Origin of the sequence: Williamsia muralis, from assembly GCF_002735905.1 — a bacterium.
GTDB lineage: Bacteria > Actinomycetota > Actinomycetes > Mycobacteriales > Mycobacteriaceae > Williamsia > Williamsia muralis_A.
In genome coordinates this window covers 1,230,218-1,256,896 of sequence record NZ_PEBD01000010.1, presented here as the reverse complement: position 1 = coordinate 1,256,896, position 26,679 = coordinate 1,230,218, and the positions used below count along the sequence as shown (strand labels likewise).

Here is a 26,679-nt window from a genome sequence, read left to right as displayed (position 1 = left end):
TCGCGCATATCCGTGCGCGGCAGGCGAAGTTGTCCATACCTCATCAGAGGCTGCGCAGACGATGAATGTTCCCGATCGACCGGGCCGGGTCGCTATACCGCGGTCGGGTCGGCGAGCAAGCCGGCCGCCGCTGTGGTGCACAGCGCGAGCGCCGTCTTCGCCCAGGCGGCATCGGCACCGGCCAGACCGCACGCGGGACTGATCACCATCTGCTCCGCCAGGACCTTCCGGGACAGCCCGATTCGGTCGGTCAGAGCGGCGCACGACGCGGCCACCTGTTCTGCGGCGAGTTCGGTTGCGGGAGCAGCCGTCGGCACGGCGCCAAGGATGACGTCCCGACCCTCGTCGAGCAGCTGCCCGATACCGTCGAGGTCCACCGTGCGGATCTGGGCGAGATCGACACTGACCGCAGCAAATCTGGTGCGCTCCAACAGCTCCCAAGAAATATTCGCCGAGCAGTCGTGCATCACCACCGGCCTGCCGACGACGTCGATGAAACCGTCGTACTTCTCGGCGAGCACCGCGACGGGTACGGGCCTGATGATGTCGAAACGGGTGAGCGGCTCCACCGAGCCCTCGATCACCCGCCCGATCATCGGCTCGTCGATCTGAACGATCACCTGAGCTCCGGTGCGGCGATGGACCTCGTCTGCGTGTACTCGCAGGCCCTCGGCCATCGAATCCACGAGATCCGACCAGGCCCCGACATCGTGCAGGATCTTGTGCCCGTTGCGCAGTTCCACCGACGCGGCCAATGTGAACGGGCCGCACGCCTGCAGCTTGACGAAGCGGTCGGTCGCGGCCATCCCGGCACGCTCCCAGGCCTCTTCGAAGGCGTCGAGGTCGGCGTTCAGAAAGTCGCGCGCGCGGCGGGTCAATCCGGATTTGCGTGCCGACAGGCGATAGCCGGAGGCCACGGTGTCCATCGGCATGTCCACCAGCAGGGCAGCCGACCGCCCGATCATGTCGGCCCCGAGCCCGCGCTGCGGCAGTTCGGGAAGAAACGCCAGCTCGCACTCGCCCAGGCTGATGCCCGCAGATTCGATCGGATCGGTACCCGGCATCGACCCCACACCGGTTCCGGTGCCGGCCGGCAGGACGGTCACGTGGTGGCGCTGCTGACGAGATCCGACGGGACCGAACCGGTGACCGCGATTCGTCCGCTGCCGATGACCAGGTCACCCGACACCGAATCCGGCTGGTACAGCACGGCCGCCTGCCCGCGAGCCACCCCGGTGAGGGGGCTGCGCAGGGTGATGCGGATACCCGGGCCCTGTCCGTCGACACCGTGTGAAGGCTCAAGCTCGATGGCCTCGGCCACGGCCGGCGCCAATCCGCCGTGTGCCCGGACCTGGACCATGCACTCGAACGGTTCGGTGGGAGTGTGTCCGGACGTCCAGATGGCCTTGCGGGCGGTGATCGTCCACACCTGGAGACGCTCGGAGGAACCAACCGTCACGGTTCCGGAGTCGGGATCGATCTCGGTCACGTATCGCGGTTTGCCGTCGACAGCCGGTGCATCGATACCGAGCCCCTTGCGCTGTCCAATGGTGAACCCATGGACGCCTTCGTGCTGGGCCAGTTCGGCACCGGAGTCGGCGTCGACGACCTTTCCGGGCCGGACACCGATCGTGGCACCCAGGAACGCCCGGGTGTCACCGGTGGGGATGAAGCAGATGTCATGAGAATCGGGCTTGTTGGCAACGGACAAGCCGCGCGCAGCGGCCTCTTCCCGGATCTGGCCCTTGGGTGTGTCGCCCACCGGGAACATCGCCCGCGACAGCTGCTCCGGCGTCAGCACGGCGAGCACGTACGACTGGTCTTTGTCGTGGTCGACCGCCCGACGCAACCGGCCGCCTTCGAGCCGTGCGTAGTGGCCGGTGGCAACCGCGTCGAAGCCCAGGGCGATGGCGCGTTCGGCCAGTGCCGAGAACTTGATCTTCTCGTTGCAGGTCAGGCAGGGATTGGGGGTCTGCCCGGCCGCGTACGCCGCAACGAACTCGTCGATGACGTCATCTTTGAAGCGGTCGGCGAAATCCCAGACGTAGAAGGGGATTCCGAGAACATCCGCGGCCCGCCGGGCATCAGACGCGTCCTCCCGCGAGCAGCATCCTCGGGATCCGGTCCGCAGTGCGCCGGGCGCAGTGGACAGGGCCAGGTGTACCCCGACCACGTCGTGTCCGGCGGCCACCGCCCGTGCGGCAGCCACCGCCGAGTCGACACCACCACTCATTGCTGCGAGTACTCGCATCAGCGCTCTCCTGCCATTGCCGTGGCCATCCCGGCGGCGCGGGCGCGGGAGACCACTTCACCGATGACAGCGCCTACGGCGTCGATGTCATCGCTGGTTGTCGAGGGCGCCAGTGAGAACCGCAGCGAACTGCGGGCCCGCCCAGTGGATACGCCCATCGCGGTCAGCACATGAGACGCCTGGGCCACGCCTGCGGTACACGCCGAGCCGGTGGAGCACTCGATGCCGTTGGCGTCGAGCAACATCAACAGCGAATCGCCTTCGCAGCCTGGAAACGACACGTGCACGTTGCCCGGCAGCCGTGCCGAGCCGGTGGGTCCGTTGACCACACAGTCGTCGGTGTTCTCGGTCAGCACCGCGAACAGATGGTCACGCAGGTTCGCCACTGCCGGCACGGTGACCGACAGCTCTCGCACCGAATGTTCAAGTGCTACAGCCATTCCCACCGCAGCCGCGACGTCGGGGGTACCCGAGCGGACGTCCCGTTCGTGCCCACCACCGTGGAGAAGCGGCACGCAGTCCACATCGCGGCCCAGCAGCAGCGCGCCGATCCCGTGGGGCCCACCGAACTTGTGTCCGGCGATGCTCATCGCCGAGAGGCCGCTGGCGGCGAAGTCGAGCGGAAGGTGTCCGGCCGCCTGCACAGCATCGGAATGCATGGGAACGCCGTACTCTCGGCAGATCGCGGCAAGCTCCGCGATCGGCTCGATGGTGCCGACCTCGTTGTTCGCCCACATCACGCTGACCAGTGCAGTGTCCTCTGCATGCGCGGTGAGCGCCGCCCGCAGATCTGCGGGGTCGACAAGACCCAGATGATCGACGGGTAGCCAGGTGACTTCGGCTCCCTCGGTGTCGGCAAGCCAGAGCACCGGGTCGAGAACGGCGTGGTGTTCGATGGATGACGCAATGATGCGGCGGCGGCCGGCGGCCGGCGAACCCGGCCTGTTCCGCGCCCAGAAGATGCCTTTGACCGCGAGATTGTCGCTTTCGGTTCCGCCCCCGGTGAAGACCACCTCAGACGGTCGCGCGCCCAGCGAAGCCGCGATGGACTCCCTGGATTCCTCCAGGTGCCGGCGGGCGCGCCGCCCCGACGCGTGCAGCGACGATGCGTTGCCCGCAGTGCCCAGGATCTGACTCATCGCCACGACTGCTGCAGGCACCATCGAGGTTGCCGCTGCGTGATCGAGGTAGATCGGGGCCCGGTCGGAGGAGTACATAACCAATCCAGGATAACCGCTCGCAGAGCAGGTTCTATTCCACCGGCGTCTGGACGGTGCCCCGACACCGGGACCGTCCGGTGGTCAGCTCACCATCGCGGCGGGGATGCCCGACGAGAGACCGATCAACGGGGGTTCTCCGAACACGATCCGCTCGCAGCGGTCGGCGAGCTCACGCCGGTCCGATCCCGGCCATTGGGGCTCGCAGAGGCGGACGTGGACGGTCAGACCTTTGGCCCGCAGGACCCGGCCCATCGTGTCGGCGATGTTGTCGGTTCCGATGAAGGCCGCGACCGGGCTGATCGCGCCGTCCGGTGTGTGAAAACTCACCACCAGAGGCTGGACCGTAACCCCCGTTTCGACCGCGGCCTGGAAGATCGCTGGGCGGAAACGACCACCGCCGCGACCGCATCGTGTCGTCCCCTCGGGGAACAACCCGACGTTGTCCCCCGCTCGTAGTCCGTCGACGGCATCCGAGATGACGGATGGGAGGTCGCGCAACGACTCGCGGCGGATCGGGATCACACCCAGGCGACGGGTGAGCGTTCCGACCACCGGCCATCGGGTCAGTTCTGCCTTGGCCACGAAGCGGGCAGGACTGACGGTGGCGATCGCGAGGATGTCCAGGAACGAGATGTGGTTGGCGACGATCAGGCCTGCGCCTGCGGGCCGCGGATCTCCCGCAGACAATTCGCTGTGCCGGACGCGTACCCGGATGCCGATCGAAGCCAGCAACAGAACAGCCATCCACCGCACGTACCCGGCACGCGCCGACCGTGGCAGCAGAGGCACCAGGACCCCGAGGGTGACCGCGACCGCCACGGTGGTCATCAGTGCGATGACGCGCCAGCTCCTGCGTACCCGCCCCGCTGCGCAGCTCGAAGTGGACAGGCAACTGCTGTCACAGGCACTCGCCGGAAACCAGCTGTGCCGAGCGGGCGCGTTCGTCACCATCGGGTCGTCTGTCATCCGGGTACCCGCTCGGCAGCCTGGCGGAGCCGGTCCAGGTACCTGGTGTTCGCGCGCTCGCGATCGATCACCGTGAAGAAGTCGGCCACCCCGAAATCGGGGTCATAGGCCGGTTCTCCGCACACCCAGGCCCCCATCCTCAGATATCCACTGAGCAGGGGCGGGAATGCCAGGCGTTCGGGCGGTGCGATGTCGTCGAGCCGCAGGCCGTCGAGCACCACCGGCCTGTGCGGGTACACCTCCCAAGGACCTCGGTGCCGGTCGCGCACGAAGTCCCTGATACCGCGGACCTGTGCCCCGGGCCGGTCGCGGTCGCTGTCCTTGCAGATCGGCACCGAGGTCGCACCCATCAGGTACCGGTAGCCACTGAGATCCAGATACCTCAAGATGCCCGCCCACATGAGAGCCAGGACCGATCCGGACCGGTGTTCGAGGGCAACACACGCCCGGCCCATCTCGACCGTTTGCGGCGCAATCGAATCCAATTCGTGGACGTCGAATTCCGTAGCCGTGTAAGGGCCTCTGGCGGCGATGGCACCCGGCGGCGGCAGGAGGCGATAACAGCCGACCACGGCGCCGGTCATGTTGTGGCGCACCATGAGGTGGTCACAGAACTCGTCGAAGGGGTCGCAATCCCGCCCGTCGGTGACGCCGGCCATCGCGCCGCCGAAACCCGGCTCGTTCGCGAAGACCTGGTAACGCAGACGCGCAATGACGTCGATGTCGGAAGGGTCGGTACTCAGATACAGGCTGTAGTCGCGCCCGGAGACGAGTGCGGTCGTGCTGATGACTGCGGGTGTCCTCATGGCACAGGTGTATCGAGTGCGTCGGACCGGTCGGGATCGGCGGTGTGTCGTGTCGGTGCAACGTGCATGAACAGCAGATGACCCCCCGGCAGGGTGCCAGGGGGTCATCTGTGGTTCAGCTGCGAGCGGCGTTACTTGCGCTTCTTGACCGCTTCGGTGAGCTGCGGTGCCACGTTGAAGAGGTCACCGACGATGCCGTAGTCGGCGATCTCGAAGATGGGAGCCTCTTCGTCCTTGTTGACCGCCACGATGGTCTTGGAGGTCTGCATACCCGCACGGTGCTGGATGGCGCCTGAGATACCCAGGGCGACATACAGTTGCGGCGACACGGTCTTACCGGTCTGGCCGACCTGGAACTGGCCGGGGTAGTAACCGGAGTCGACAGCCGCACGCGAGGCACCGACGGCGGCACCGAGCGAATCAGCGAGTTCCTCGACGACAGAGAACTTCTCGGCACTGCCGACGCCGCGTCCACCGGATACGACGATGGTGGCCTCAGTCAGTTCCGGACGGTCACCGCCGACGTTCGGCTCGACCTTGGTGATCTTGACCGCGTTCTCGGGAACCTCGGGAACCTCGACGTCGACGCGCTCACCTGCGCCGGCCTGCGGGGCTGCCTCGACCGCACCGGGACGCACCGAGTACACCGGGACGTCGCCGCCGGCCTGTGCCTCGGCGGAGAAGGCGCCACCGAAGATGGAGTAGACGCCCACTCCGCCTTCTTTGACCTCGACCACGTCGGCGTGAACGCCTGAACCGAGCCGTGCGGCAAGGCGGCCGGCGATCTCTTTGCCGTCGAAGTTTGCGGTGACGAGGACACCGGCCGGGGAGACCTGCTCCACCAGGGTGCCGAGGATGTCGACCTTCGGCGTGATCAGGTAGCCGTCCACGTCATCGGACTCGGCGACGTAGATCTTCTCGGCGCCGAACTCCTTGAGCTCGTCGGCGATGGCGTCGGTTGTCCCGGGTTTGGCCGCGACGACAACAGACGGGGTGCCCAGTGCGCGGGCAGCGGTGATGAGTTCGGAAGTGACCTTCTTCAGGGCACCTTCCGCGTCCAACTCGGCGAGGACGAGTACTTCAGCCATTTGTTAACTCCTTGCGGTGTGGTCGATGTCGGGGGATGTGATCGGCGGGGATCAGATGATCTTCTGGCCGACCAGGAACTCGGCGACCTTCGTGCCGCCGTCACCCTCATCGACGACCTTTTCGCCCGCGCTCTTCGGCGGCTTGGGGGTCGCGCTGGTGACCGTCGATCCGGCATTCGCCAGTCCGACCTCTTCGGCTTCGACGCCGATGTCGGCAAGCGAAAGAACCTGAACCTCTTTCTTTTTCGCCGCCATGATGCCCTTGAAGGACGGGAAGCGAGGCTCGTTGATCTTCTCTCCGACGCTGACGATGGCAGGCAGGTTGGACTCGAGATGGAAGATGCCCTCGTCCGTCTCACGCTCGCCGGTGATCTTGTCGCCCTCGATGGTGAGCTTGCGCATGTGGGTGAGGTGCGGGAGCTCGAGGTACTCGGCGATGATGGCCGGCACCGCGCCGACGCGACCGTCGGTGGCCTCGTTGCCTGCGATGACGAGTTCGACGCCCTCGACGGTGCCCAGCGCACGGGCGATGACCCATGCGGTCTGGATGGCGTCGCTGCCGTGCATCTGGTCGTCCTTGACGTGGATGGCCTTGTCGGCCCCCATCGACAGTGCCTTACGGATGGCGTCGGTCGCGCGATCCGGTCCGACCGTCAGCACGGTGACTTCACCGCCGTCCGCTTCTTTGATCTTCAGAGCCTCTTCGACGGCCTTCTCGTTGATCTCGTCGAGTACGGCGTCGGCGGCTTCGCGATCGAGGGTGTAATCACCGTCGCTGAGCTTGCGCTCGGAGTAGGTGTCAGGGACCTGCTTGATCAGAACGACAATGTTTGTCATGGGTCTTCGTCGACCTCCTGCGTAGGGTTCTGGACAACTTACCCGTCGGTAAGTACTCCTGTTTCTTTACCACCTTAGCGCGCACTTCCGGCAGGTCGAACACCCGATTGCAGGGGAATGAAGTCGGTCACACTGCCTTGCCGAACCCCGCATCGCGAGGGTCACCGCGAGGTCCGCCTCCGGCTCCACACACGGCCCACTAGGCTCTGCTGGATGGTCAGCCCCACGCATGGATCCAACAACGCCGTCGGATCGCCTGCCCCGATCGGCGCCGAGGACGGCGTAACAGCCCCCGAGCAGGGTTTATCGCTCACCGGCGAGCGGACAGTTCCCGGAATTCCCGAGGAGAACTACTGGTTCCGCCGCCACGAGGTCGCCTATGAGTACATCGCCGACCGTTGTCACGGACGCGATGTCCTGGAAGCCGGATCAGGCGAGGGTTATGGCGCCGACCTGCTCTCCGCCGTCGCCCGATCGGTGACGTGCGTCGACTACGACCAGTCCGCCGTCGAGCACACGCGGGCGCGCTACCCGCACCTCACCATCCACCAGGCGAACCTGATCGACCTACCCCTTGCCGATGCCTCGATCGACAGCGTCGTCAACTTCCAGGTGATCGAACACCTGTGGGATCAGCCCGCGTTCGTGGCCGAGTGCCTCAGGGTGCTCCGACCCGGTGGTGAGTTGCTCATGTCCACGCCGAACCGGATCACCTTCTCCCCCGGCCGCGACACCCCACTCAACCCGTTCCACACCCGGGAACTCGATCCCGCCGAACTCCACCAGCTGCTCTCCGCAGCGGGCTTCTCCGTCATCGAGCAATTGGGCGTCCGTCATGGCCGGGGACTGCGCGAACTCGACACCCGATGGGGTGGCTCGTTCATCGACGCCCAGATCGACCGGGCACTGTCCGGCCAGGCCTGGCCCAGCGACCTGACCGCAGACGTGGCGGGGGTGAGCACCGCCGACTTCGACATCTCCGGCACCGATCTCGACAACAGCCTCGACCTCCTGTTCGTCGCGGTGAAGCCGTGACCGAAGCAGGTCTTCGCGACGACGGGGTCGCGGACGCCGTCCCCGGCATGTTCGCCCTGGTCCTGCACTCGCATCTCCCCTGGCTCGCCAATCACGGGCGATGGCCAGTCGGCGAGGAGTGGCTGTACCAATCGTGGGCCGGCTCCTATCAACGTGTGTTCGCAGTCCTGCGGGGACTCGCAGCAGATGGTTACACAGACCAACTGAGTCTCGGGATGACGCCGGTGCTGGCGGCGCAGCTCGATGATCCGCATTGCCTGGATTCGATGTATCAGTGGCTCGCCGACTGGCAGCTGCGGGCGGGTGAGGCCGCAGTCGCCGAGAGCCCAGACGGCGGGCTCTCGGACATCAACAACCTCGGTGCCCGCGAATACCGCAGTGCGGCAGAAGCTCTCGATGACTTCGAAAGCCATTGGCGCCACGGCGGTTCCCCGCTCATCCGGTCACTGGTGGACGCGGGAACAGTCGAGTTGCTCGGCGGCCCGCTGGCACATCACTTCGGCCCCCTGCTCGATCCGCGCCTCCGGGCGTTCTCCCTCGGGGAGGGACTGGCGGATGCGGGTCATCGCTTCGGCGTGCGTCCGCGCGGGATCTGGGCACCCGAGTGCGCCTACGCACCCGGCATGGAAGAGGATTACGACGAAGCCGGCGTCGAGCACTTCATGGTCGACGGCCCTGCGCTGCAAGGGGATACGGCACTCGGACGCCCGGTCAGTGGTAGCGACGTGATCGCGTTCGGCCGGGATCTCCCGGTGTCGTACCGAGTGTGGTCACCGCGCTCGGGGTATCCCGGGCACAGCGCCTACCGCGACTTCCACAGTTACGACCACCGATTTGGGCTCAAGGCCTCGCGGGTGACCGGCCGCTCCGTCGCCGCCGGCGACAAGAAGCCGTACGAACCAGATCGCACCCACGCAGTTGTGCAGCGTCACGTCGACGACTTCGTCACCAACGTCCGAGCCCGGTTGATCGCCGAGACCGAACGGATCGGAAGGCCCGCACTGGTTGTCGCCGCCTTCGACACCGAGCTGTTCGGCCACTGGTGGCATGAAGGCCCCCAGTGGCTCGATGCAGTGTTGCGTGCACTCCCGCGCGCCGGCGTCCGTGTGGGCAGCCTGCAGAGCGCCAAGGCCGGGGGCTTCGTCGGCGATCCGGTCGACCTTCCCGAGACTTCTTGGGGCTCAGGCAAGGACTGGCGGGTGTGGAACGGGCCGCAGGTCGACGATCTGGTCCGGATCAACGCCGAGGTCGTCACCGCAGCCCTGGCGACCGTCGACAAGCGCGTGGACGGTCAAGTCCCAGGACGTGACCGGGTCAGTGATCAGATCCTGCGCGAGACCCTGATGATGCTGTCGTCCGATTGGCCCTTCATGGTGTCGAAGAACACCGCAGCCGACTATGCGCGCCGGCGCCTGTACACCCACGCACACGCTGCCAGGGAGATCTGCGACGCCGCCGACCGGGGTCGCGAACAGTGGGCCGAAACCCTATCGGCGCGTTGGAATCTCGCCGACAACGTTTTCCCCGGACTCGACGCCCGCCGATTGCCGGCCGACGCGATCACATGAGGATCCTGGTCGTCTCCTGGGAGTACCCCCCGGTGGTGGTCGGCGGCCTCGGAAGGCACGTCCACCACCTGGCAACCGAGCTCGTCCGAGCGGGGCACGACGTGGTGGTGTTGTCGCGACAACCCACGGGCAGCGACGGACTCACACATCCGGGTACCGACACGGTGTGCGACGGGGTTCGCGTGATCGCCGCGGCCGAAGATCCCCCGCATTTTGTGTTCGGTGAGGACATGATGGCGTGGGTCCTGGCTCTCGGCCACACGCTCATCCGCGCCGGTCTCGGGCTCGGGTATCCGAAAGACGATGACGGCGAGGGCACATGGGAGCCCGACGTCGTACACGCCCACGACTGGCTCGTCGCTCATCCGGCGATAGCTCTGGCCGAACACTTCGACGTGCCGTTGGTGAGCACCTTCCACGCCACCGAAGCGGGCCGACACAGCGGATGGGTCAGCGGACGGGTGAACAAGCAGGTCCATTCGGTGGAGTGGTGGCTGGCAGCCGAGTCCGACGCCGTGATCACCTGTTCGGCGTCGATGCGGGACGAGGTGTATCGGTTGTTCGGCCCCGAACTGGCCGAGATCCACACCATCCACAACGGCATCGACATCGATGCGTGGCCATTCGCGCGCCGCGTCGCGCACGACGGCCCCCCGCGCCTGTTGTTCGCGGGGCGACTGGAATACGAGAAGGGTGTCCAGGACGCCATCGCGGCCCTTGCACGCATTCGGCGCACCCACCGGGGAGCGGTGCTGACGGTCGCCGGTGACGGCACGCAGTTGTCGTGGCTGCGGGAGGTCGCCCGCGACCACAAGGTGTCGCGGGCGGTCCGTTTCGTCGGTGCCGTCGACAAGGCGGGACTGGCCGAACTGATGAAGGACTGCGACGTGATGGTACTTCCCAGCAGATACGAACCGTTCGGGATCGTCGCCCTGGAGGCGGCGGCCACCGGCGCCCCGCTGGTCACCTCGACCGCCGGCGGTCTCGGCGAGGCCGTCACCGACCGGGTCACCGGGCTCAGTTTCGCCCCGGCCGACGTCGGTGGGCTCACGGCTGCGATCCGCGCCGCTCTCGCCGACCCCGTGTCCGCTCAACAGCGCGCCATCGCCGCGCGCGTCCGGGTGTCACAGGGATTCGCCTGGGATCAGGTGGCGGCGCGCACGGCGGCTGTCTACGAGAAAGCCACACGGCGTCCTCGGCGCCCTCTGGGGCGGCCGACCATCGCCGACAGGCCGCTGCCGGAGCGGGACCCGGCGGGGCCGATCTGATCCATCGATGTGTAAGCCATCCGGCGTGCCGGTTCGATCCCCCTGGGCTCAATCCCCTTGGGCAGCAGCCTTCTTGCGTTCGATGTCGGCGAGAGCACGCTCCAGTTCGGCTCGCTCGGCAGCATTGCTCGCCCAGTCGTCCATGCGGTTCTTCACCACTCGCGCCGGCGCACCGACCGCAATGGAGTAGTCCGGGATCGTCCCCTTCACCACCGCGTGAGATCCGAGCACACAACCCCTGCCGACCAGGGTGTTGCGGAGCACCGACACCTTGGCGGCGATCCAGGTGTCCGGGCCGATCCGTACAGGCCCCTTGACGATCCCCTGGTCTTTGATGGCAACGGTGATGTCGTCCATCCGGTGGTCGAAGTCGCAGATGTAACACCAGTCCGCGACCAGGGTCGATGCGCCGATCTCGATGTCCAGGTAGGTGTTGACGACGTTGTTCTCACCGAAGACGACCTTGTCGCCGATGCGCAGCGAACCCTCGTGGCACCTGATCGAGTTCCCGTCTCCGATGTGTACCCACCGGCCGATCTCGAGCCGGGACAGTTCAGGGGTCGCGTGGATCTCCACGTTCTTGCCGAGGAACACCATCCCACGCAGGATCACGTGTGGGTTGGCGAGTTTGAACCTGAGAAGCCGGACGTACCGCACCAGGTACCAGGGCGAGTACGCCCGATGTTCCAGCACCCACCGCAGCGATTCCCGGGTGAGGAAACGGGCCTGCTCCGGTTCCCGCCGCATTCCAGCACGCCACCGGCGATGCAGCGGTGCGTTCCACATGCTCGTCATGGATACGAACACTAATGGACGCCGATACGCGATCCTGCGGGTCACTCACGATAGGCTCAGGCCCGATCTGCCGAAGCAACGAAGAGGAGCACGATGGGGCGCCGGACCACCGCACGAGCCGCCGCGGCCCTGGTGATGTTGCTGGCCGTTCTGCTCAGTTCGTGCTCTGACGGTGTCGACGACGTGCGTTCGGTGGCCAGCGCAGGCTGGTCCAGCTATGGGGGTAACGCCCACAACTCGAACTTCGTGTATCCCAAGACCGGCGAACTCGAGCTCTCATGGTCGCGGCCGGTCGGTGGGCCGATCTCCTCGCCCCTGACGATCTCCGGTCGATCCAACGTAGGCGTCACGGCCGCCACCCCCGGGGGCTGCAACACATTCCTCTTCGATCAGCGGGCCGGACGGAAGAACTTCTGCAAGTACTACGGACCGGGCATCGAACTCAATTCGATGCTGTTCGATCAGTACGAGAACATCTACATCGGTGACGCCGGCATGTTCTACGGGCTCAACGGAGCAGGTGATTTCCGGTGGCGTTTCGGCGTCGTCGGCGTGCCGCTCTCGGCAAAGTTCGCGGCGCCCGGGCTGGTGCTGATGGTGAGCCACCTCGGCCAGATCCTGCTGTTCGACTCGCAGACCGGCAAACTTGCCGCACCGGGTATTGCGTTGCGTCCTGATGCCGACCCGGCACAGCCACTGTACGGCCTCGGCGACTGTGTCTCGGGTGGTCCCCGTTGCCCTGTCCAGGCGCCTCCCGCAGTCGATTCCGATCGCGAGCGCTTCTATCTGAACTACTGGCCCGAGGGCGTCATCGCATCCGGGGTCCGCGGCTACGACTACTCCGAGGAGAACGGCACCCGATCGATTCGCGAGTCGTGGAAAGCGGAGATCCCGGGCGGCGTCATCGGGACGCCCACCTTGTCGGCCGACGGTCGCACGCTGTACGTGTTCAACCGCCTCGGCAGTATTTACGCTCTCGACGCCCTCACCGGCACGCCCAAATGGGACTACTTCGTGGACAACTACGGTTTCGGGACGATGACCGTCTCACCCGACGGCCTGATCATCCCGACCGGACTGCTCAACGCACCGGTGCGCGCCTACCGAGATCTGGGCGACAAGGCCGAACGAGTGTGGCAACGCACTGATGTGCAATCGGTGGGGCTGTCGGCACTCACCACCTCCGGGACCGCATGGACGGTCGTGCGCGAGAACAACGCGGACGAACTGACATTGATGGAGGTGGATTCCGCCGACGGTGCCACCGTGCGGAAGTTTGCGATCCCCGGGTCGGTCGGTTTCACCACGGGTGTGGCCGTGTCGAACACCGGGCAGGTCGCGACTGCGACCAACCTCGGTGAGGTCTACTTCTACGACGCACCGAAGGACAAATAGACCGCACACATCGCGGTGGTCATCAGCGTTGCCGCACCCCCTCTTCGCAGATGAACATCACCCCGCGCCGCCCGATCCTGGTGATCACCACAGCGTGGGCCGCAGAACCCTTGAGCTTCAGTCTCTTCCGCAACCTGTCGGGGTCGATGTCGACGCCGCGAACCAGGATTTCGAGGGTGCCACAGCCCAACTCGCCCAGGCGTCGCTTGAGGTGTTTCTCCGAGAAGTTGAACTGTTCCATGACCCGCCATCCGCGTTCACCCGTCGGCAGGTGATCGCCGCTGAGATAGGCGATCTGGGGGTCGAGTTGCCACAGCCGGTGGGCTTTTGCGAAGTGGCGGACCAGACCGGCCCGGACGACGGCGCCGTCCGGGTCCAAGATCCACTCCCCTGCGTCATCGACGCCTGCATCGTCATCGGCAGCGTCGGTGATCTCGAAACCTGAGCCGTCCGTGCGGATCACGGTTGCCCGCCGCTTGACGCCAGGGCGGGGGTCGTTCCACAGGCACGCTTCGCGCACCGCGCCGTTCAGCGAGATGATCTGTACTTCGCCGGCGAATCCGTAACGATCGCGCAAGAGTCGGTAGTCGAGCCCGGGCGCGCACTTGACCACCAGCGAACGGCCCGCGTAGACGGTCAGCAGCTCCAGCAGCGGCGGCGCGGTGTCTTCGATCCGGAAGCTCCGGCGACCCCCGCTGCGGCGTGCGGGGTCGGCCACATAGACGTCGGCAGCACTCGTCGGCGTGAGTGCATCGGCGCGGGCCAGCGCGGCCTGGGGCACGTTGTGCGCCGCCATCGCCAACCTGATCTGGTCGATGTCGCTGCCGATCACGCCGCCCAACCCGTCGGCGTGCGTCAGCGACGCGAGATCGGCGCCTACCGAGCAGGTCACGTCGTGGACGGTGGCACCGGGATATCGGCCGGCGAGTTCAGCTGCCCGGTGATCGGCGACCGGATAGGCGGTGGCCTGTTGCAGAGCGTCAGAGGTCAGTAGCCAGCGATGCGGGTCGCGCAGTTTCCCGACTGCCCGACGGCGGCACGAGACCGTCTCCACCAGCGCCGCCTGCCGTCCGGGATAGGCCGCGGTCAGACGCCCGATGTCGGTCATCAATGAATTGGGCTCCAGAGCAAGCGAATCCGCCAACCGCAGTGCCTCGCGTCCGGTTTTGGAACGAAGGAACGCCACATCGTCGGTCGAGAAGTCGTAGCCCACGGGTATAACAGTATCCGTGCCGAAACCGAGGAGAACGTGAACCGACCCGAACAGGGCCGCCACCTGGCGCTCACCTTGCTCAGTGCGCTGGCGTTAGCCTCCTGTCAGATCGAGGACGCGCCCGTCCCGCCCGGCAGTCAGACGGCAGCCCGTCCTGCTCAACCCGACGCGCCGACGGCCCAGAGCCCCGCGCTTGCTCAGCTCGACTCGCTGACGATCAAGGGCCGAGCGCCCAAAACCGGCTACAGCCGCGAGCAATTCGGGCAGGCCTGGACCGACGACGTGAATGTCGCGCAGGGCCACAACGGATGTGACACCCGCAACGACATCCTGCGTCGCGACCTGACGGTTGTCACGGTGAAGCCCGGTACACGCGAATGTGTCATTCTCACCGGCGTACTGGACGACCCCTACACCGGCCGTCGCATCGACTTCGTCCGAGGCGAGAAGACTTCTCCCGCAGTGCAAATCGACCACGTGGTGGCGCTGTCCGACGCCTGGCAGAAGGGAGCAGCGCAATGGGACCGCGCCAAACGGACAGACTTCGCGAACGACCCGGCCAATCTGCAGGCCACCGACGGGCCGACCAACCAGAGCAAGGGCGCAGGCGATGCGGCCACCTGGCTTCCACCCAACAAGTCCTACCGTTGCACCTATGTGTCCCGGCAGATCGACGTCAAGGCGCGCTACAGCCTGTGGGTCACGGAAGCCGAGAAGCAAGCCATGGCCCAGATCGTGGCCACCTGCTGACCCGCTAGAGAGATTGGGCCGTCTCGGCGAGTAGCGGCAGGATGCTGCCCTGCCATCCAGGCCCCATCCGATCGAACGCGGCGGCCATCCTGGCGTCGTCCAGATCAAAACCGGAATGCTCGAGCAGTAGGCGTGTCCCCCTGCCCTCCGGCACCAGCGTCCATGTCAGGGTCCACTGCGGGGTGAAGCTGTAGCTCAGCAGCGAAAACGGCTCTGACCGAAGGATTTTGCACGGCTGACGGCCGAATCCGGGCATCTCCAGGGTGAACTCGTGACCCACCTCGGCCGAGATGTCGCCGGGCACCCACCACTTCTCCAGGAGCTCCGGTTCGGTGAGCGTCCGCCACACCTTCCGAGGTTCGGCCTGCACGAATTGATCGAGCTTGATCGAGGCAACAGTCGTTTCCGTCATTCCACATCCTTTGCAATGTCGGCAAGGGACGACAGACGCCCCCGCCAGTACTTCTCGAAGGGATGCAACCACTCACCGAGGTCGGCCAGGGGTTCTGGCGTCAACTCGTAGATGCGCCGTCGGCCGGAAGCCTTGTCGGCCACAAGTCCGGCCTCTCGCAACACCCTTAGGTGCTCGGCCACCGCAGGCCGGCTCAGCGCGAACTGATCGCTGAGCGCACCTGCGGACTGTGGCTGCTCGGCGAGTATCTCCAGAAGTCTGCGGCGCACCGGACTCGCCAACGCCGCGAAGACGTCGTCTGTCGTGGTCACGACAACCACGATATGTCGGAGATTACCGACATGTCAATTATTTCCGACACTTCCGGTCGGAGGTTACTCGCAGGTGTGGGAGACTACTCCGGCTTGGTGCCCGTGATGATCACGTTGTAGAAAAACTTGGGCGGCACCACTTTTCGCAAGATGTTCTCGTCCACCCAGGTGAGCCGCTTCCAGCCGCCGAACGCGAACCGCGCCCAGCCCCAGCCCAGCTTTTCCGGCGGAACGGCGGCCTCGAAGGTCCGAACCGGCCAGCCCAGCATGGCGGCGGCAAACTCTTCGGTTGCGGTCTTCACGTTCACAGCTCCGGCAGATGTCGACATCCGCTCGAGGTCACTGGGATCGAAGGTGTGGATGTCGACGACGGCCTCGAGCGCCGCAGCGCGCGACGACTCGTCGAGTTCGGCCTGCGGTCGGCGCCAGCCTTGCAATGGACCCAGTTTGGTGACCTTCGTCGTCGCTGCCCACGTGGCACGCGAGAGCCACCGTGCGTAGAAGTCACCGATGGTCGACGGTTCGCCGGCGAAGATGAACCGACCCCCGGGTTTGAGTACTCGCAGCACCTCGCGCAGCGACTTCTCGACGTCGGGGATGTGATGGAGCACAGCATGACCCACCACGAGATCGAAGGTGTTGTCGTCGTAGGGAATCGTCTCCGCATCGGCCACCCGGCCATCGACGTCGAGGCCCAGGTTCGCCGCGTTGCGCAAGGCCACCTTCACCATGCCCGGCGACAGATCGGTCACCGAACCTTTAGTCGCGATCCCACCCTGCATGAGATTGAGCAGGAAAAATCCTGTGCCACAACCCAATTCGAGCGCATGCCCGTACGGCAACGGCTGGTCGGCCGCAACGGCGTCGAAGCGACCTCTGGCGTAGTCGATGCAGCGCTCGTCGTAGCTGATCGACCACTTATCGTCGTAGGTCTCGGCTTCCCAGTCGTGGTAGAGAACCTGCGCGAGCTTGGTGTCTGCGAGTGCGGCCTCGACCTCGTCCGCAGTGGCATGCGGGTTGGGAGCGGGATCACTGGTCGGCGAAGTCATTGGTTCCACAACTGCTTTCGGATCGATACTCATTTGCCCGTGAACTCTGCTTTGCCCGGGCCGTTCTCGACAAACGACGCCATGCCGATCGCCCGGTCGTCGGTGGAGAACAACGCGGCGAACAGATGCTCCTCGATCTTCAGGCCGGTGCGCAGGTCGACGTCGAGACCCTGGTCGATGGCCGCCTTGGCCGCGGCAAGCGCCACGCTGGCCGCACCCGAGAACTTCGACGCCCACCGAAGCGCCGCGTTGTAGACCTCGTCCGGAGCGACGACCTCGTCGACGAGCCCGATCTGCAGGGCCTCGGCGGCGCCGACGAATCGGCCCGTGAACACCATGTCCTTGGCCTTGGCGGGCCCTATCAGCCGCGCCAATCGCTGGGTGCCCCCACCGCCCGGGATGACGCCGAGAAGGATCTCAGGAACGCCGAGCTTCGCATTGTCGCCGGCGATCCGGCGATCGGCACCGAGCGCAACTTCCAGCCCGCCGCCGAGGGCGTACCCCGTGATGGCCGCAACGGTCGGTTTGGGAATGGCGGCGATGGAACTCAGACCGTCCTGCAATTGACCGGCGACCTTACGCATCTCGGCGTAGGTCATGTCGTTCATCTCTTTAATGTCGGCCCCTGCGGCAAGCACTTTCGGTCCGCCATAGACAACAACCGATTTGATGTCGTCACGGCGGGTGGCTTCGCGAGCGGCGTCGGCCAATTCACTCTGCACCTGCCGGCTCAGAGCATTCATCGGGGGGCGGTTGAGAAGAATCGTGCCGACCCCGGGGAACTCGTCGGACGTCTGCAATGTGACGAACTCAGGCATGTATCGGAGGCTACCGGGTGTCCGGTCCATCCCCTACTGTCGGGGGATGGCAGCTAGCTCGCACGGCGAGCCGATCGAGATCTCCGTGGGCGACCGCGTCGTGCGCGTATCGAGTCCTGAACGGGTGTATTTCCCTGCCCGGGGCGAGACCAAGCTGGATCTGGTCAACTACTACCTCGCAGTCGGTGACGGAATCGTTCGCGCCCTGCTCGACAGGCCGTGCATGTTGCACCGGTATCCCAAGGGTGTTGCCGGGCAGAAGGTGCATCAGAAGCGCATCCCGTCCGGAGCACCTCCCTGGCTCGAGACCGTGAACATCTACTTCCCCCGATTCGGCCGGACTGCCGACGAGGTCTGCGTCACCGAATTGGGCAGTGTCATCTGGGCGGTCCAGATGTCGACCGTCGAGTTCCATCCGTGGAACTCGCGTCGTTTCGACACCGAGAAGCCCGACGAATGGCGCATCGACCTCGACCCGATGCCCGACTGCCCGTTCGACCGGGTCCGCCGCAGTGCACACGTCGCCCACGAGGTACTCGATGAGTTGGGCATGACGGGCTATCCGAAGACATCCGGCGGCTCAGGCCTGCACATCTACGTTCGGATCGAGCCCGAGTGGGGCTTCGCCGACGTCCGCCGCGCAGCGCACGCCTTTGCCCGGGAGGTGGAACGCCGCGCCCCCGACGACGTGACCACCACCTGGTGGCGCAAGGACCGCGACCCGGCCGCGGTGTTCGTCGACTACAACCAGAACACCCGCGACCACACGATCGCGAGCGCCTACTCGGTTCGGGGCAACCCGGAGGGAACGGTGTCGACCCCGATCCGCTGGGACGAGATCGACGATGTGGAACCGAAAGAGTTCACGATCGCGACGGTTCCAGCCCGGTTTGCCGAACTCGGTGACCTGCATTCGGCGATCGACGACCACGCCTACCGGCTGGACACACTCCTCGAATGGGCCGACCGCGACGAGCGGGAGGGAGCCTCACCGCCGCCCGAGCCCGAGTGACCCATCAGGCCAGGTCCGTCCGGTAGCGGCGGTAGTCGGATTCCCCGTCGAACCGGACACGCATCCGCTCGCCGGTCGACACGACCTCAGGGAGGATCGTCTCGATCTCGCGTTCGGCCGCGAGCAGATCGGCAAGACTTCCGTAGGAGCTGATCTCCTTGAGTTGAGTCCAGGTGGGCGGCAACAGAAAGTGTTTCCCGTCGTCCCAGGCCTCGAGCGCCGCCCTAGGCGTCGCCCACGCCGTCTCCGCGGCCTCGGTGGTCTCACCGTCCGCCTGCTGGCCTTCGGGCAGAGCAGCAAGGAAGAACCTGGTGTCGTAGCGACGGCTCTCCCCGATCGGCGTGATCCAGTGTGCGAGCGGGCGCAACAGGTCCGCGCGCAACGACAGGTCGTGCTCACGGAGGAACTGCGCGAACGACAACGACTTGTCGACGAGAGCCGCCCTCTCGGCGGTGAGGGCAGAGGTGTCGGGGAACGTGCCATCCGCGCGTGCGGCGAGCAGCACACCGCATTCCTCGAACAGCTCACGAACGGCCGCGCACACCAAAGCCTGTGCTGTCGCGGCATCGGTGTTGAAGCGCTCCGCCCACCAGTGCTCGTCGGGCCCGATCCACGCGAGATCAGCCTCGGCGTCACGGCGGTCCACGCCGCCACCCGGGAACACTGTCATCCCCCCGGCAAACGCCATCTGCTTGACCCGCCGCATCAGGAAGACTTCGATGGGCCGCCCATCCACTCCGCCGCGGACGAGAACCACCGTTGCCGCATCGCGAAGAGGGACGGAATCGGGATCGGAGACCTGTCCGAACGTCATTCGGCACGCCGCCGATGGCCGCCCGCGCGACGTGCCCGTCGAGCGAAGAAACGACCGCCGGTGTTGGTCAGCACGATCGACTGACTGAAGGCGCTCGACAGGTTCTCCGACGTGACCACATCCTCGATCAGGCCTTGGGAGACCACCGCACCTTCCTTCAGGAGCATCGCATGTGTGAACCCGTTCGGGATCTCTTCCACGTGATGTGTCACCAGTACGATCGCCGGGGCGTCGGGGTCGGCGGCGAGGACCTCGAGTCTCGCGACCAGTTCTTCGCGCCCACCCAGGTCGAGCCCTGCGGCCGGTTCATCGAGAAGGAGCAGCTCGGGATTGATCATCAGGGCACGCGCGACCAGAACCCGTTTGCGCTCGCCCTCGGACAATGTGCCGAAGGTGCGGTCGGCGAGGTGTTCGGCACCCATCGATTCGAGGGTTTCCAGGGCCTGTTCGCGGTCGACCTGGTCGTACTCCTCTTTCCATCGCCCAAGCACCGAGTAGCCGGCTGAGATGACGAGGTCACTCACCCTCTCGTCATCGGGGATGCGTTCGCCGAGCAACGCTGACGTGACGCCGATACGAGTGGTGAGTTCTCTCATCTCGGTGCGACCGACCTGCTCGCCCAGCAGGAACGCGCTTCCGCTGCTCGGATGAGTCTGTGCGGCGGCCATGCGCATCAGCGAGGTCTTCCCGGCCCCGTTGGGACCGAGGATCACCCACCGTTCGTCCAGTTCCACCTTCCAGGTGATCGGCCCCACCAAGGTGTTGCCGGAGCGTCGCAGGGCGACATCCTCGAAGTCGATCAGCAGGTCCGGATCCGTTTCACGCACCCCCCTATCGTGCCGCACCGAGACACGAAGGCGGTGCAGGCGGGCCGAACAGGTTTGTGGTCCCCGAGGTCAGTGCATCGTGAAGTCGGCAAAGTCGAAGCCGGGCACGACAATACAACTGACCAGCGAAGGTTCGTCTCCATGCGGTTGCGCGCGCTGCCATTCGCCAGGCGCGACGACGTACTGCGGGCGATGACCGGCGGTGATGTCGGCGCCGACTAGCACGGTTCGTTCACCGGCGGGCTCAGGTCCGTCACCACCGAGACCGAGGGCCACTGGCGCCCCCCGGTGATACAGCCAGATCTCAGCACTGCGCACGGTGTGCCACGCGGATTGCTGCCCCGGCAACAGCAGGAACAAGATTGCCGTCCCGGCCGCTCGCTCAGCCGGATACCCCTGCGGCAGAACATCTTTCGGGATGGTCAGATCGCTCACCCAGGTCTGCCGGTAGAACCCGCCTTCAGGGTGCGGTTCCAGTTGCAGGTGGGCGGCCCAGTCGGGGAGCTCTGTCATGGCGCCAGACTAATCGGCAGAGCCCGGGCCGGCCTGCCCTACTTCGGCGATCACGGTCACCGAGCCCGGCGCGATCTCGGTGAAACCGGCGTCGCGCACAGCAACCGCATGGCCGGTGAGGTCGGCGTCGATCAGCCGGGTCCAGTCGGTCGGCGACGCGGTGCGCACCCGTACCGGGCATCCATCGGACCACCATCGCTCGGCGGCCTCCACGGACATCAACCGGACGACCAGCATCGCAGCGTGCCCGACTTGTGCGGCGAGCTTCCCGACTGTCATCTCGAGAGTCGGATTGACCCACAGCACCGGCCCGGTGCCCACGTCGGCATCGTCGCCGGGCACGTCGGTGCCCCCGATCTGGAGGCGTCCGATCCGCCGATCGATGTCGCCGACCGGTCCGGGCACGATGGCCCGGGCCTCGGCCGAACCGCATCGTGCGGTCACCCCCGGGACTTCTTGTGCCGCACTCCAATGCGATCCACGTGCGCGGCGCGCGATCTTACGGATCCGCGCATCGCACCACGCGTCCATCGGTTCCGACCACGGGCCGTCGCCGCCCGAGCGCGGATCGAGGCACAATGCCGCGACTGCGGAAGCCGCAGCGTTGAGTAGCGCGGTCCTGGGCGGAGGATCGGCCTTGGGGATGTGGAGCACCATCGGCATCGCCAGCACCTGGCCAGGATCTACCGGATCCGAACCGCCACCGACGTATTCGGTCAGGCGCCGGTACCGCTGCCCAAAGGTGTTGTCGGCGTCGGGCGCGACCATCAGGTCAGCGGCACGCGGCGCAACACACCGTCGACGGCGTCCGCGGCCTCGATCTCATCGCGTGTGACACCGAGGATGAAGAGGACGGCGTCCAGGAACGGGTGCGACAGCGCGGCGTCGGCAACCTCCTGCAACGCCGGTTTGGCATTGAAGGCGATTCCGAGGCCGGCAACTGTCAGCATGTCGATGTCGTTGGCCCCGTCACCGACCGCGATGGTCTGCTCCATCGGCACACCGACGCTGTCGGCAAATGCACGCAAGGCCTTCGCCTTCCCGGCCCGGTCGACGATTTCGCCTTTCACGCGGCCGGTGAGCTTGCCCTCGGAGATCTCCAGGGTGTTCGCCTTCACGAAGTCGAGCTCGAGTTCATGGGCCAGCGGTTCGATGACCTGCCGGAAGCCACCCGACACCACGCCGCAGTGGTACCCCATTCGGTGGAGAGTGCGGATGGTCGTCCGGGCACCGGGCGTGAGCTGCAGTTCCATGGCCACTTCGTCGAGCACCGATACGTCGAGGCCGGCAAGGGCGGCCACACGCTGGTGAAGAGACTCCGCGAAGTCCAGCTCGCCTCGCATGGCAGCCTCTGTGACTGCGGCGACCTCTTGTTCGCGGCCTGCCCGGGCCGCGAGCATTTCGATGACCTCACCCTGGATCAGGGTGGAGTCGACGTCGAACACGATGAGGCGCTTGGCCCGCCGGGCCAGACCGCCTCGCTCGACGGCCACATCGATGCCGTACTTGCTGGCCACGGCGGCAAGTCCCTGACGCAATGCGGCATCGGCGGCCACGCTGTCCTTGTCGACGCTGATCAGTAGTTCGAGCCCGGTGACCGGATAGTCCGCGATTCCGCGAATGGAGTCGATGTTGCCGCCCTGACGGGCGAGCTCGCCGGCAAGTGCGCTGAACCCCTTGGCACTGACCGGGCTGCCGAGGATGACCACAGCGTGGGTGGACAGCCTGCGGTCGCCGTTGGCTGCTCCCACCTCGACCGTGACATCGATTCCGAGGGAATCCATCGCCTGCTCGATGACCTCTTGCAACTCTTCGCTGTCGCCGATGCAGCTCACCAGCACACCAAGGGTGAGGCGACCGCGGATCACCACCTGTTCGACGTCCAGCACGCTGACGTTGCGGGTGGACAGGGCTCCGAACAGCACCGACGTGACGCCTGGCTTGTCGTGACCGGTGACCGTGATCAGGACGGAGGTGCCGAGAGGTCTTGCTTCTTCCGAGCTTGGGCTGATGTTGTATCCCACCGTCAGAACGAGTTGGGTTCGGTGGATGACTCGGTGCCACCCACCGTCAAAGGATCACGCTTGGCCTGTTCGGCTTTCTCGCTGGCGTGGCCGACGTGTGCTTCTTCGCGCATCCGGTCGACCATGTGCGGGTAATGCAACTCGAACGCCGGACGCTCCGAACGGATCCGGGGCAGCTCGGTGAAGTTGTGCCGCGGCGGCGGGCAACTGGTCGCCCACTCCAACGAGTTACCAAAGCCCCACGGATCATCCACCGTCACCACCTCGCCATACCGGTAGCTACGGAACACATTCCACAAGAACGGCAACGTCGAAGCACCCAGAATGAACGCACCCACCGTCGACACGATGTTCAACGAGGTGAACCCATCAGTGGACAGGTAATCGGCATACCGACGCGGCATACCCTCGTTACCCACCCAGTGCTGCACCAAGAACGTCGTGTGGAAACCGATCATCGTCAACCAGAAGTGGATCTTGCCCAAACGCTCATCAAGCATCCGGCCAGTCATCTTCGGGAACCAGAAATAGATACCGGCATACGTCGCGAACACGATCGTGCCGAACAACACGTAATGGAAGTGCGCCACCACGAAGTAACTGTCAGACAGGTGGAAATCCAACGGCGGGCTCGCCAGCAACACACCGGTCAGACCACCGAACAAGAACGTCACCAAAAAGCCCACCGAAAACAGCATCGGCGTCTCGAACGTGATGTGACCCTTCCACATCGTCCCGATCCAGTTGAAGAACTTCACACCCGTCGGCACCGCGATGATGAAGGTCATGAACGAGAAGAACGGCAACAACACAGCCCCGGTGGCGTACATGTGATGTGCCCACACCGCCACCGACAAAGCTGCGATCGCCAAGGTGGCATAGACGAGTGTGGAGTAGCCGAAGATGGGTTTGCGGGAGAAGACCGGGAAGATCTCCGACACGATCCCGAAGAACGGCAACGCAATGATGTACACCTCGGGATGACCGAAGAACCAGAACAAGTGCTGCCACAAAATCGCACCACCATTGGACGGGTCATACAGATGCGCCCCGAACTGCCGATCAACCTCCAACCCCATCAACGCCGCCGTCAACAACGGGAACGCCAGCAGGATCAGCACACTCGTCACCAAAATGTTCCAAGTGAAAATCGGCATCCGGAACATCGTCATACCCGGCGCACGCAAACACACCACCGTCGTGATCATGTTCACCGCACCCAAGATCGTGCCCAGACCCGACACACCCAGACCCAAAATCCACATGTCCGCACCCGGACCCGGCGAATGCACCGCATCGGTCAACGGCGTATACGCAGTCCAACCGAAGTCAGCCGCACCACCCGGAGTGATGAACCCGGCAATCGCCACCGTCGAACCGAACACGAACAACCAAAAACTGAACGCATTCAACCGCGGGAACGCCACATCAGGCGCACCGATCTGCAACGGCAACACCACGTTGGCAAACCCGATCACAATCGGCGTCGCATACATCAACAACATCACCGTGCCATGCATGGTGAACAACTGGTTGTACTGCTCAGTCGACAAGAACTGCAGACCAGGCGCCGTCAACTCGGTACGCATCAACAACGCCATCAAGCCACCGATGAGGAAAAACGCAAAACACGCAACCAAATACATGATGCCCAGCATCTTGTGATCGGTCGTCGTCAACATCTTGTAGATGAACGAACCCTTGGCACCCGTGCGCTCGGGATAAGGCCGAACCGGAGCCACCTGAGTGGTGGGCTGGTCTACCGCGGTCACTGATCCTCCTGCCTGCGTGGCCTGTCGCCTGCGTCAGGTGCGGAAGTGTGTTCCGCGGAGGACGTTGGAGCGACGGCCATGAATGTGCGCTGATGTTGATCCTAGACCCTCATACGGCCCGCAGCCGCTCGGGTCCTACGAACTGTCGTAGTCGATCCGGGGGTGGGCAAACGCGGCTTTCGACATCGGTCTCCACCCGGCGGAGCAGTGCTAGTTTGTTCGGGATTCAGCCGTCATCGGGCCGCAACCGAAGAGTGGAAGAGAACCTGTGAGCGAAGTGATCCGTCGCCGTCGCGCTCTGGCGACTCTTGCGCTTGCCGCCCTGGTCAGCGCAGGTGTAAGTGGATGCCTCGACTCGTCCGTCCCCGAGGGCGAAGGGTCGATCGTGAAGACGACGACACGCATCGCCTCGGTGGATCTCGCGGACCCCGATCGCGACAAGAACCAGACATGTCAGACACCTGCTCCGGTCGACACCGGGGCCCCCGACCCCAGTCGCATCCTGGTCGCGGACCCAAGCCTCCTCGACGCTCTGTGCGCGCTGGGGATACAGGGCAAAGTCGTCGCTTCCACCACCGTCGGCGGCTCACTCCCCTCGTTCATGGGCACAGCGGTGCAGGACCTTCCGACCGTCGGTGAAAAGAGCCGGCCAGACGTCGCACGGGCGGCCGCGACCAATCCCGACCTCTTGCTGACGGTCGGCGAATCCCCACTCGACGGTGCTGTGGGCTCGGTCCGGACCGTACAGATCGATCCGGCGCAGGACTGGCGCGAGCGGTTCTCGACGGTTGCCGAGGCTGTGGGCCGCGGTGACGCGGGCGAGCAACGACTGCGAGCCTATGAAGACGCCGCCAAGACGACCGGTGACCGACTCGGCGCGCGATACAACCAGGCCTCTCTCGTGCGGTTCGGCAAGGACTCCGAGACGGTGGAGGGCACCGGCGGGTTCGCCGCGAGCGTCCTGACCGACATGGGTGTGCAACGTCCGCCCGGTCAGCGTGAGCCGGCGCCGACACCGATCGACGACAAGAACTTCGAGATTGCCGACGGAGATGTCATCTACGTCGGATTCGACGGGCCTGCCGGGCTGGAGCACGGCACCTCGGTCCTCGAGAGCGATCGATGGCACGACATGGGTGCACCGAGCTGGGGACGCGTGCGCATCGTGGAGGACGAGGTCTGGTTCGGCTCGGGAGGACTGTCGGCAGCGAACTTGGTGCTCTTCAACGTCGGCAACTCATTGGTCTGACGCTCGACGCTCCACCACAGTCGTCGATGGCATTCGGCCTGCTCATCGCGGCGGACTGCGTTGGAATCATCGTGGCTGCAACTCTGTCCGCATGCTCATGCACCCATGAGCATGAGTGCATGACCGTCACCGATGAATACCTGGACAACAATCGCGCGTACGCGGCCGACTTCTCCGGTCCACTGCCCCTTCCACCCAGCAAGCACGTCGCCGTCGTCGCATGCATGGACGCCCGGCTCGATGTCTATGGCATTCTCGGCCTCAATCCCGGTGAGGCACATGTCATCCGCAATGCCGGCGGTGTGATCACGGACGATGAGATCCGGTCACTCGCCATCAGTCAGCGGCTACTCGGTACCACCGAGATCATCCTGATCCACCACACCGACTGCGGCATGCTGACGTTCACCGACGACGACTTCAAACGAGCCATCCAGGACGAGGTCGGCGTGAAGCCGGCGTGGTCTGCCGAGGCGTTCGGCGACCTGGACGAAGACGTGCGGCAGTCGGTGGCGCGGATCGAGAAGTCCCCGTTCATCACCAAGACGACGTCGTTGCGCGGGTTTGTGTTCGATGTCGCCACCGGGAAACTCAACGAGGTCAGCTGAGAAATTCGCTCCACTTACGACGAAACGCTCCGGTTGCAACCGGAGCGTTTCGTCGTAGGTGGAGCGAATTGTGGCGTG

27 protein-coding genes are annotated in these 26,679 nt (G+C 65.3%); 8 read left to right on the top strand and 19 right to left on the bottom strand.

The features are described from left to right. Window positions 1-92: 92 nt before the first annotated feature. The 7 genes from CSW57_RS19395 to CSW57_RS19365 form a co-directional block, all read right to left on the bottom strand. The gene (locus CSW57_RS19395; RefSeq protein WP_099384168.1) at window positions 93-1,106 is read right to left on the bottom strand and encodes a vitamin-B12 independent methionine synthase; all 1,014 of its coding nucleotides are present in this window, start codon (window positions 1,104-1,106) and stop codon (window positions 93-95) included. Beyond that, a complete protein-coding gene (gene mnmA, locus CSW57_RS19390) occupies window positions 1,103-2,251 on the bottom strand; it encodes a tRNA 2-thiouridine(34) synthase MnmA (RefSeq protein ID WP_099384167.1) in 1,149 nt (382 codons plus the stop codon). Before mnmA ends, CSW57_RS19395 begins: the two co-directional genes overlap by 4 nt. Beyond that, window positions 2,251-3,468, bottom strand: a complete 1,218-nt coding sequence (locus tag CSW57_RS19385) for a cysteine desulfurase family protein (RefSeq protein WP_099384166.1) — start codon at window positions 3,466-3,468, stop codon at window positions 2,251-2,253. Before CSW57_RS19385 ends, mnmA begins: the two co-directional genes overlap by 1 nt. Before the next feature lie 84 nt (window positions 3,469-3,552). Next, on the bottom strand, window positions 3,553-4,437 hold the full coding sequence (locus CSW57_RS19380) for a lysophospholipid acyltransferase family protein (protein WP_223249350.1): 885 nt from the start codon (window positions 4,435-4,437) through the stop codon (window positions 3,553-3,555). Next, window positions 4,434-5,243, bottom strand: a complete 810-nt coding sequence (locus CSW57_RS19375) for a GNAT family N-acetyltransferase (protein WP_062801160.1) — start codon at window positions 5,241-5,243, stop codon at window positions 4,434-4,436. Before CSW57_RS19375 ends, CSW57_RS19380 begins: the two co-directional genes overlap by 4 nt. Window positions 5,244-5,374: 131 nt before the next feature. After that, window positions 5,375-6,331 carry an electron transfer flavoprotein subunit alpha/FixB family protein gene (locus CSW57_RS19370; RefSeq protein WP_062801131.1) on the bottom strand — a complete coding sequence of 319 codons (957 nt, stop codon included), beginning with the start codon at window positions 6,329-6,331 and terminating at the stop codon, window positions 5,375-5,377. A gap of 51 nt (window positions 6,332-6,382) precedes the next feature. Then, on the bottom strand, window positions 6,383-7,168 hold the full coding sequence (locus CSW57_RS19365) for an electron transfer flavoprotein subunit beta/FixA family protein (RefSeq protein WP_099384165.1): 786 nt from the start codon (window positions 7,166-7,168) through the stop codon (window positions 6,383-6,385). Between the two features lie 213 nt (window positions 7,169-7,381). Here CSW57_RS19365 and CSW57_RS19360 point away from each other — a divergent pair, with 213 nt between their 5' ends. Genes CSW57_RS19360 through CSW57_RS19350 form a run of 3 tightly spaced genes read left to right on the top strand, consistent with a single transcriptional unit; the run spans window position 7,382 to window position 11,039 of the window. Continuing rightward, the gene (locus CSW57_RS19360; protein ID WP_099384164.1) at window positions 7,382-8,203 is read left to right on the top strand and encodes a class I SAM-dependent methyltransferase; all 822 of its coding nucleotides are present in this window, start codon (window positions 7,382-7,384) and stop codon (window positions 8,201-8,203) included. Window positions 8,204-8,250: 47 nt separating this feature from the next. Further along, window positions 8,251-9,771, top strand: coding sequence for a 1,4-alpha-glucan branching protein domain-containing protein (locus CSW57_RS19355; RefSeq protein ID WP_099384625.1), 1,521 nt, complete (start codon window positions 8,251-8,253; stop codon window positions 9,769-9,771). Next, window positions 9,768-11,039 carry a glycosyltransferase family 4 protein gene (locus CSW57_RS19350; protein WP_099384163.1) on the top strand — a complete coding sequence of 424 codons (1,272 nt, stop codon included), beginning with the start codon at window positions 9,768-9,770 and terminating at the stop codon, window positions 11,037-11,039. The genes CSW57_RS19355 and CSW57_RS19350 overlap by 4 nt, the downstream gene beginning before the upstream one ends. A gap of 48 nt (window positions 11,040-11,087) precedes the next feature. Here CSW57_RS19350 and CSW57_RS19345 read toward each other — a convergent pair whose 3' ends face one another. Beyond that, complete coding sequence (locus CSW57_RS19345) at window positions 11,088-11,834, bottom strand: acyltransferase (RefSeq protein ID WP_099384162.1); 747 nt, start codon at window positions 11,832-11,834, stop codon at window positions 11,088-11,090. A 93-nt stretch (window positions 11,835-11,927) separates the two neighbouring features. Between CSW57_RS19345 and CSW57_RS19340 the strand changes: the two genes are divergently transcribed. Then, complete coding sequence (locus tag CSW57_RS19340; RefSeq protein ID WP_099384161.1) at window positions 11,928-13,229, top strand: outer membrane protein assembly factor BamB family protein; 1,302 nt, start codon at window positions 11,928-11,930, stop codon at window positions 13,227-13,229. Between the two features lie 22 nt (window positions 13,230-13,251). On the opposite strand, the gene CSW57_RS19335 is transcribed toward CSW57_RS19340, so the two are convergent. Then, complete coding sequence (locus CSW57_RS19335; RefSeq protein WP_099384624.1) at window positions 13,252-14,442, bottom strand: THUMP-like domain-containing protein; 1,191 nt, start codon at window positions 14,440-14,442, stop codon at window positions 13,252-13,254. A gap of 36 nt (window positions 14,443-14,478) precedes the next feature. On the opposite strand from CSW57_RS19335, the gene CSW57_RS19330 reads away from it, so the two are divergent. After that, entirely contained in the window at window positions 14,479-15,192 is a 714-nt protein-coding gene (locus CSW57_RS19330) for an HNH endonuclease family protein (protein WP_370623989.1), read from the top strand. Between the two features lie 4 nt (window positions 15,193-15,196). On the opposite strand, the gene CSW57_RS19325 is transcribed toward CSW57_RS19330, so the two are convergent. The 4 genes from CSW57_RS19325 to CSW57_RS19310 form a co-directional block, all read right to left on the bottom strand. Continuing rightward, entirely contained in the window at window positions 15,197-15,604 is a 408-nt protein-coding gene (locus CSW57_RS19325; protein WP_099384159.1) for an SRPBCC family protein, read from the bottom strand. Continuing rightward, a complete protein-coding gene (locus CSW57_RS19320) occupies window positions 15,601-15,924 on the bottom strand; it encodes an ArsR/SmtB family transcription factor (protein WP_189339327.1) in 324 nt (107 codons plus the stop codon). Before CSW57_RS19320 ends, CSW57_RS19325 begins: the two co-directional genes overlap by 4 nt. Window positions 15,925-15,998: 74 nt before the next feature. Next, window positions 15,999-16,964: a class I SAM-dependent methyltransferase gene (locus tag CSW57_RS19315; RefSeq protein WP_099384157.1), complete on the bottom strand. Its 966-nt coding sequence runs from the start codon at window positions 16,962-16,964 to the stop codon at window positions 15,999-16,001. Between the two features lie 29 nt (window positions 16,965-16,993). Beyond that, entirely contained in the window at window positions 16,994-17,782 is a 789-nt protein-coding gene (locus CSW57_RS19310) for an enoyl-CoA hydratase/isomerase family protein (RefSeq protein ID WP_099384156.1), read from the bottom strand. Between the two features lie 46 nt (window positions 17,783-17,828). Here CSW57_RS19310 and ligD point away from each other — a divergent pair, with 46 nt between their 5' ends. Beyond that, window positions 17,829-18,794, top strand: coding sequence for a non-homologous end-joining DNA ligase (gene ligD, locus CSW57_RS19305; protein WP_099384155.1), 966 nt, complete (start codon window positions 17,829-17,831; stop codon window positions 18,792-18,794). A gap of 4 nt (window positions 18,795-18,798) precedes the next feature. Here ligD and CSW57_RS19300 read toward each other — a convergent pair whose 3' ends face one another. The 6 genes from CSW57_RS19300 to ctaD form a co-directional block, all read right to left on the bottom strand. Then, entirely contained in the window at window positions 18,799-19,608 is an 810-nt protein-coding gene (locus CSW57_RS19300) for an NUDIX hydrolase (protein ID WP_099384154.1), read from the bottom strand. Next, complete coding sequence (locus tag CSW57_RS19295) at window positions 19,605-20,435, bottom strand: ABC transporter ATP-binding protein (protein WP_062801142.1); 831 nt, start codon at window positions 20,433-20,435, stop codon at window positions 19,605-19,607. Before CSW57_RS19295 ends, CSW57_RS19300 begins: the two co-directional genes overlap by 4 nt. 69 nt (window positions 20,436-20,504) lie before the next feature. Beyond that, window positions 20,505-20,948, bottom strand: a complete 444-nt coding sequence (locus CSW57_RS19290; RefSeq protein WP_099384153.1) for a cupin domain-containing protein — start codon at window positions 20,946-20,948, stop codon at window positions 20,505-20,507. A 9-nt stretch (window positions 20,949-20,957) separates the two neighbouring features. Further along, entirely contained in the window at window positions 20,958-21,716 is a 759-nt protein-coding gene (locus CSW57_RS19285) for an aminoacyl-tRNA hydrolase (protein ID WP_099384152.1), read from the bottom strand. Then, window positions 21,716-22,972, bottom strand: a complete 1,257-nt coding sequence (serB, locus tag CSW57_RS19280; RefSeq protein ID WP_189339326.1) for a phosphoserine phosphatase SerB — start codon at window positions 22,970-22,972, stop codon at window positions 21,716-21,718. Before serB ends, CSW57_RS19285 begins: the two co-directional genes overlap by 1 nt. Before the next feature lie 2 nt (window positions 22,973-22,974). Continuing rightward, window positions 22,975-24,744, bottom strand: a complete 1,770-nt coding sequence (gene ctaD / locus CSW57_RS19275) for an aa3-type cytochrome oxidase subunit I (RefSeq protein WP_099384151.1) — start codon at window positions 24,742-24,744, stop codon at window positions 22,975-22,977. 268 nt (window positions 24,745-25,012) lie between these two features. Here ctaD and CSW57_RS19270 point away from each other — a divergent pair, with 268 nt between their 5' ends. Together CSW57_RS19270 and CSW57_RS19265 are read left to right on the top strand one after the other, a co-directional pair. After that, the gene (locus CSW57_RS19270; protein ID WP_099384150.1) at window positions 25,013-25,993 is read left to right on the top strand and encodes an ABC transporter substrate-binding protein; all 981 of its coding nucleotides are present in this window, start codon (window positions 25,013-25,015) and stop codon (window positions 25,991-25,993) included. A gap of 119 nt (window positions 25,994-26,112) precedes the next feature. Continuing rightward, on the top strand, window positions 26,113-26,601 hold the full coding sequence (locus CSW57_RS19265) for a beta-class carbonic anhydrase (RefSeq protein ID WP_099384622.1): 489 nt from the start codon (window positions 26,113-26,115) through the stop codon (window positions 26,599-26,601). Window positions 26,602-26,679: the final 78 nt, after the last annotated feature.

Excerpts from the sequence above, each read along its gene's own strand:
- mnmA (WP_099384167.1), bottom strand. The coding sequence starts at position 2,251 with ATGCGAGTACTCGCAGCAATGAGTGGTGGTGTCGACTCGGCGGTGGCT.
- CSW57_RS19385 (WP_099384166.1), bottom strand. The coding sequence starts at position 3,468 with ATGTACTCCTCCGACCGGGCCCCGATCTACCTCGATCACGCAGCGGCA.
- CSW57_RS19380 (WP_223249350.1), bottom strand. The coding sequence starts at position 4,437 with ATGACAGACGACCCGATGGTGACGAACGCGCCCGCTCGGCACAGCTGG.
- CSW57_RS19375 (WP_062801160.1), bottom strand. The coding sequence starts at position 5,243 with ATGAGGACACCCGCAGTCATCAGCACGACCGCACTCGTCTCCGGGCGC.
- CSW57_RS19370 (WP_062801131.1), bottom strand. The coding sequence starts at position 6,331 with ATGGCTGAAGTACTCGTCCTCGCCGAGTTGGACGCGGAAGGTGCCCTG.
- CSW57_RS19365 (WP_099384165.1), bottom strand. The coding sequence starts at position 7,168 with ATGACAAACATTGTCGTTCTGATCAAGCAGGTCCCTGACACCTACTCC.
- CSW57_RS19360 (WP_099384164.1), top strand. The coding sequence starts at position 7,382 with ATGGTCAGCCCCACGCATGGATCCAACAACGCCGTCGGATCGCCTGCC.
- CSW57_RS19355 (WP_099384625.1), top strand. The coding sequence starts at position 8,251 with ATGTTCGCCCTGGTCCTGCACTCGCATCTCCCCTGGCTCGCCAATCAC.
- CSW57_RS19350 (WP_099384163.1), top strand. The coding sequence starts at position 9,768 with ATGAGGATCCTGGTCGTCTCCTGGGAGTACCCCCCGGTGGTGGTCGGC.
- CSW57_RS19345 (WP_099384162.1), bottom strand. The coding sequence starts at position 11,834 with ATGACGAGCATGTGGAACGCACCGCTGCATCGCCGGTGGCGTGCTGGA.
- CSW57_RS19340 (WP_099384161.1), top strand. The coding sequence starts at position 11,928 with ATGGGGCGCCGGACCACCGCACGAGCCGCCGCGGCCCTGGTGATGTTG.
- CSW57_RS19325 (WP_099384159.1), bottom strand. The coding sequence starts at position 15,604 with ATGACGGAAACGACTGTTGCCTCGATCAAGCTCGATCAATTCGTGCAG.
- CSW57_RS19315 (WP_099384157.1), bottom strand. The coding sequence starts at position 16,964 with ATGACTTCGCCGACCAGTGATCCCGCTCCCAACCCGCATGCCACTGCG.
- CSW57_RS19310 (WP_099384156.1), bottom strand. The coding sequence starts at position 17,782 with ATGCCTGAGTTCGTCACATTGCAGACGTCCGACGAGTTCCCCGGGGTC.
- ligD (WP_099384155.1), top strand. The coding sequence starts at position 17,829 with ATGGCAGCTAGCTCGCACGGCGAGCCGATCGAGATCTCCGTGGGCGAC.
- CSW57_RS19300 (WP_099384154.1), bottom strand. The coding sequence starts at position 19,608 with ATGACGTTCGGACAGGTCTCCGATCCCGATTCCGTCCCTCTTCGCGAT.
- CSW57_RS19290 (WP_099384153.1), bottom strand. The coding sequence starts at position 20,948 with ATGACAGAGCTCCCCGACTGGGCCGCCCACCTGCAACTGGAACCGCAC.
- CSW57_RS19285 (WP_099384152.1), bottom strand. The coding sequence starts at position 21,716 with ATGGTCGCGCCCGACGCCGACAACACCTTTGGGCAGCGGTACCGGCGC.
- CSW57_RS19265 (WP_099384622.1), top strand. The coding sequence starts at position 26,113 with ATGACCGTCACCGATGAATACCTGGACAACAATCGCGCGTACGCGGCC.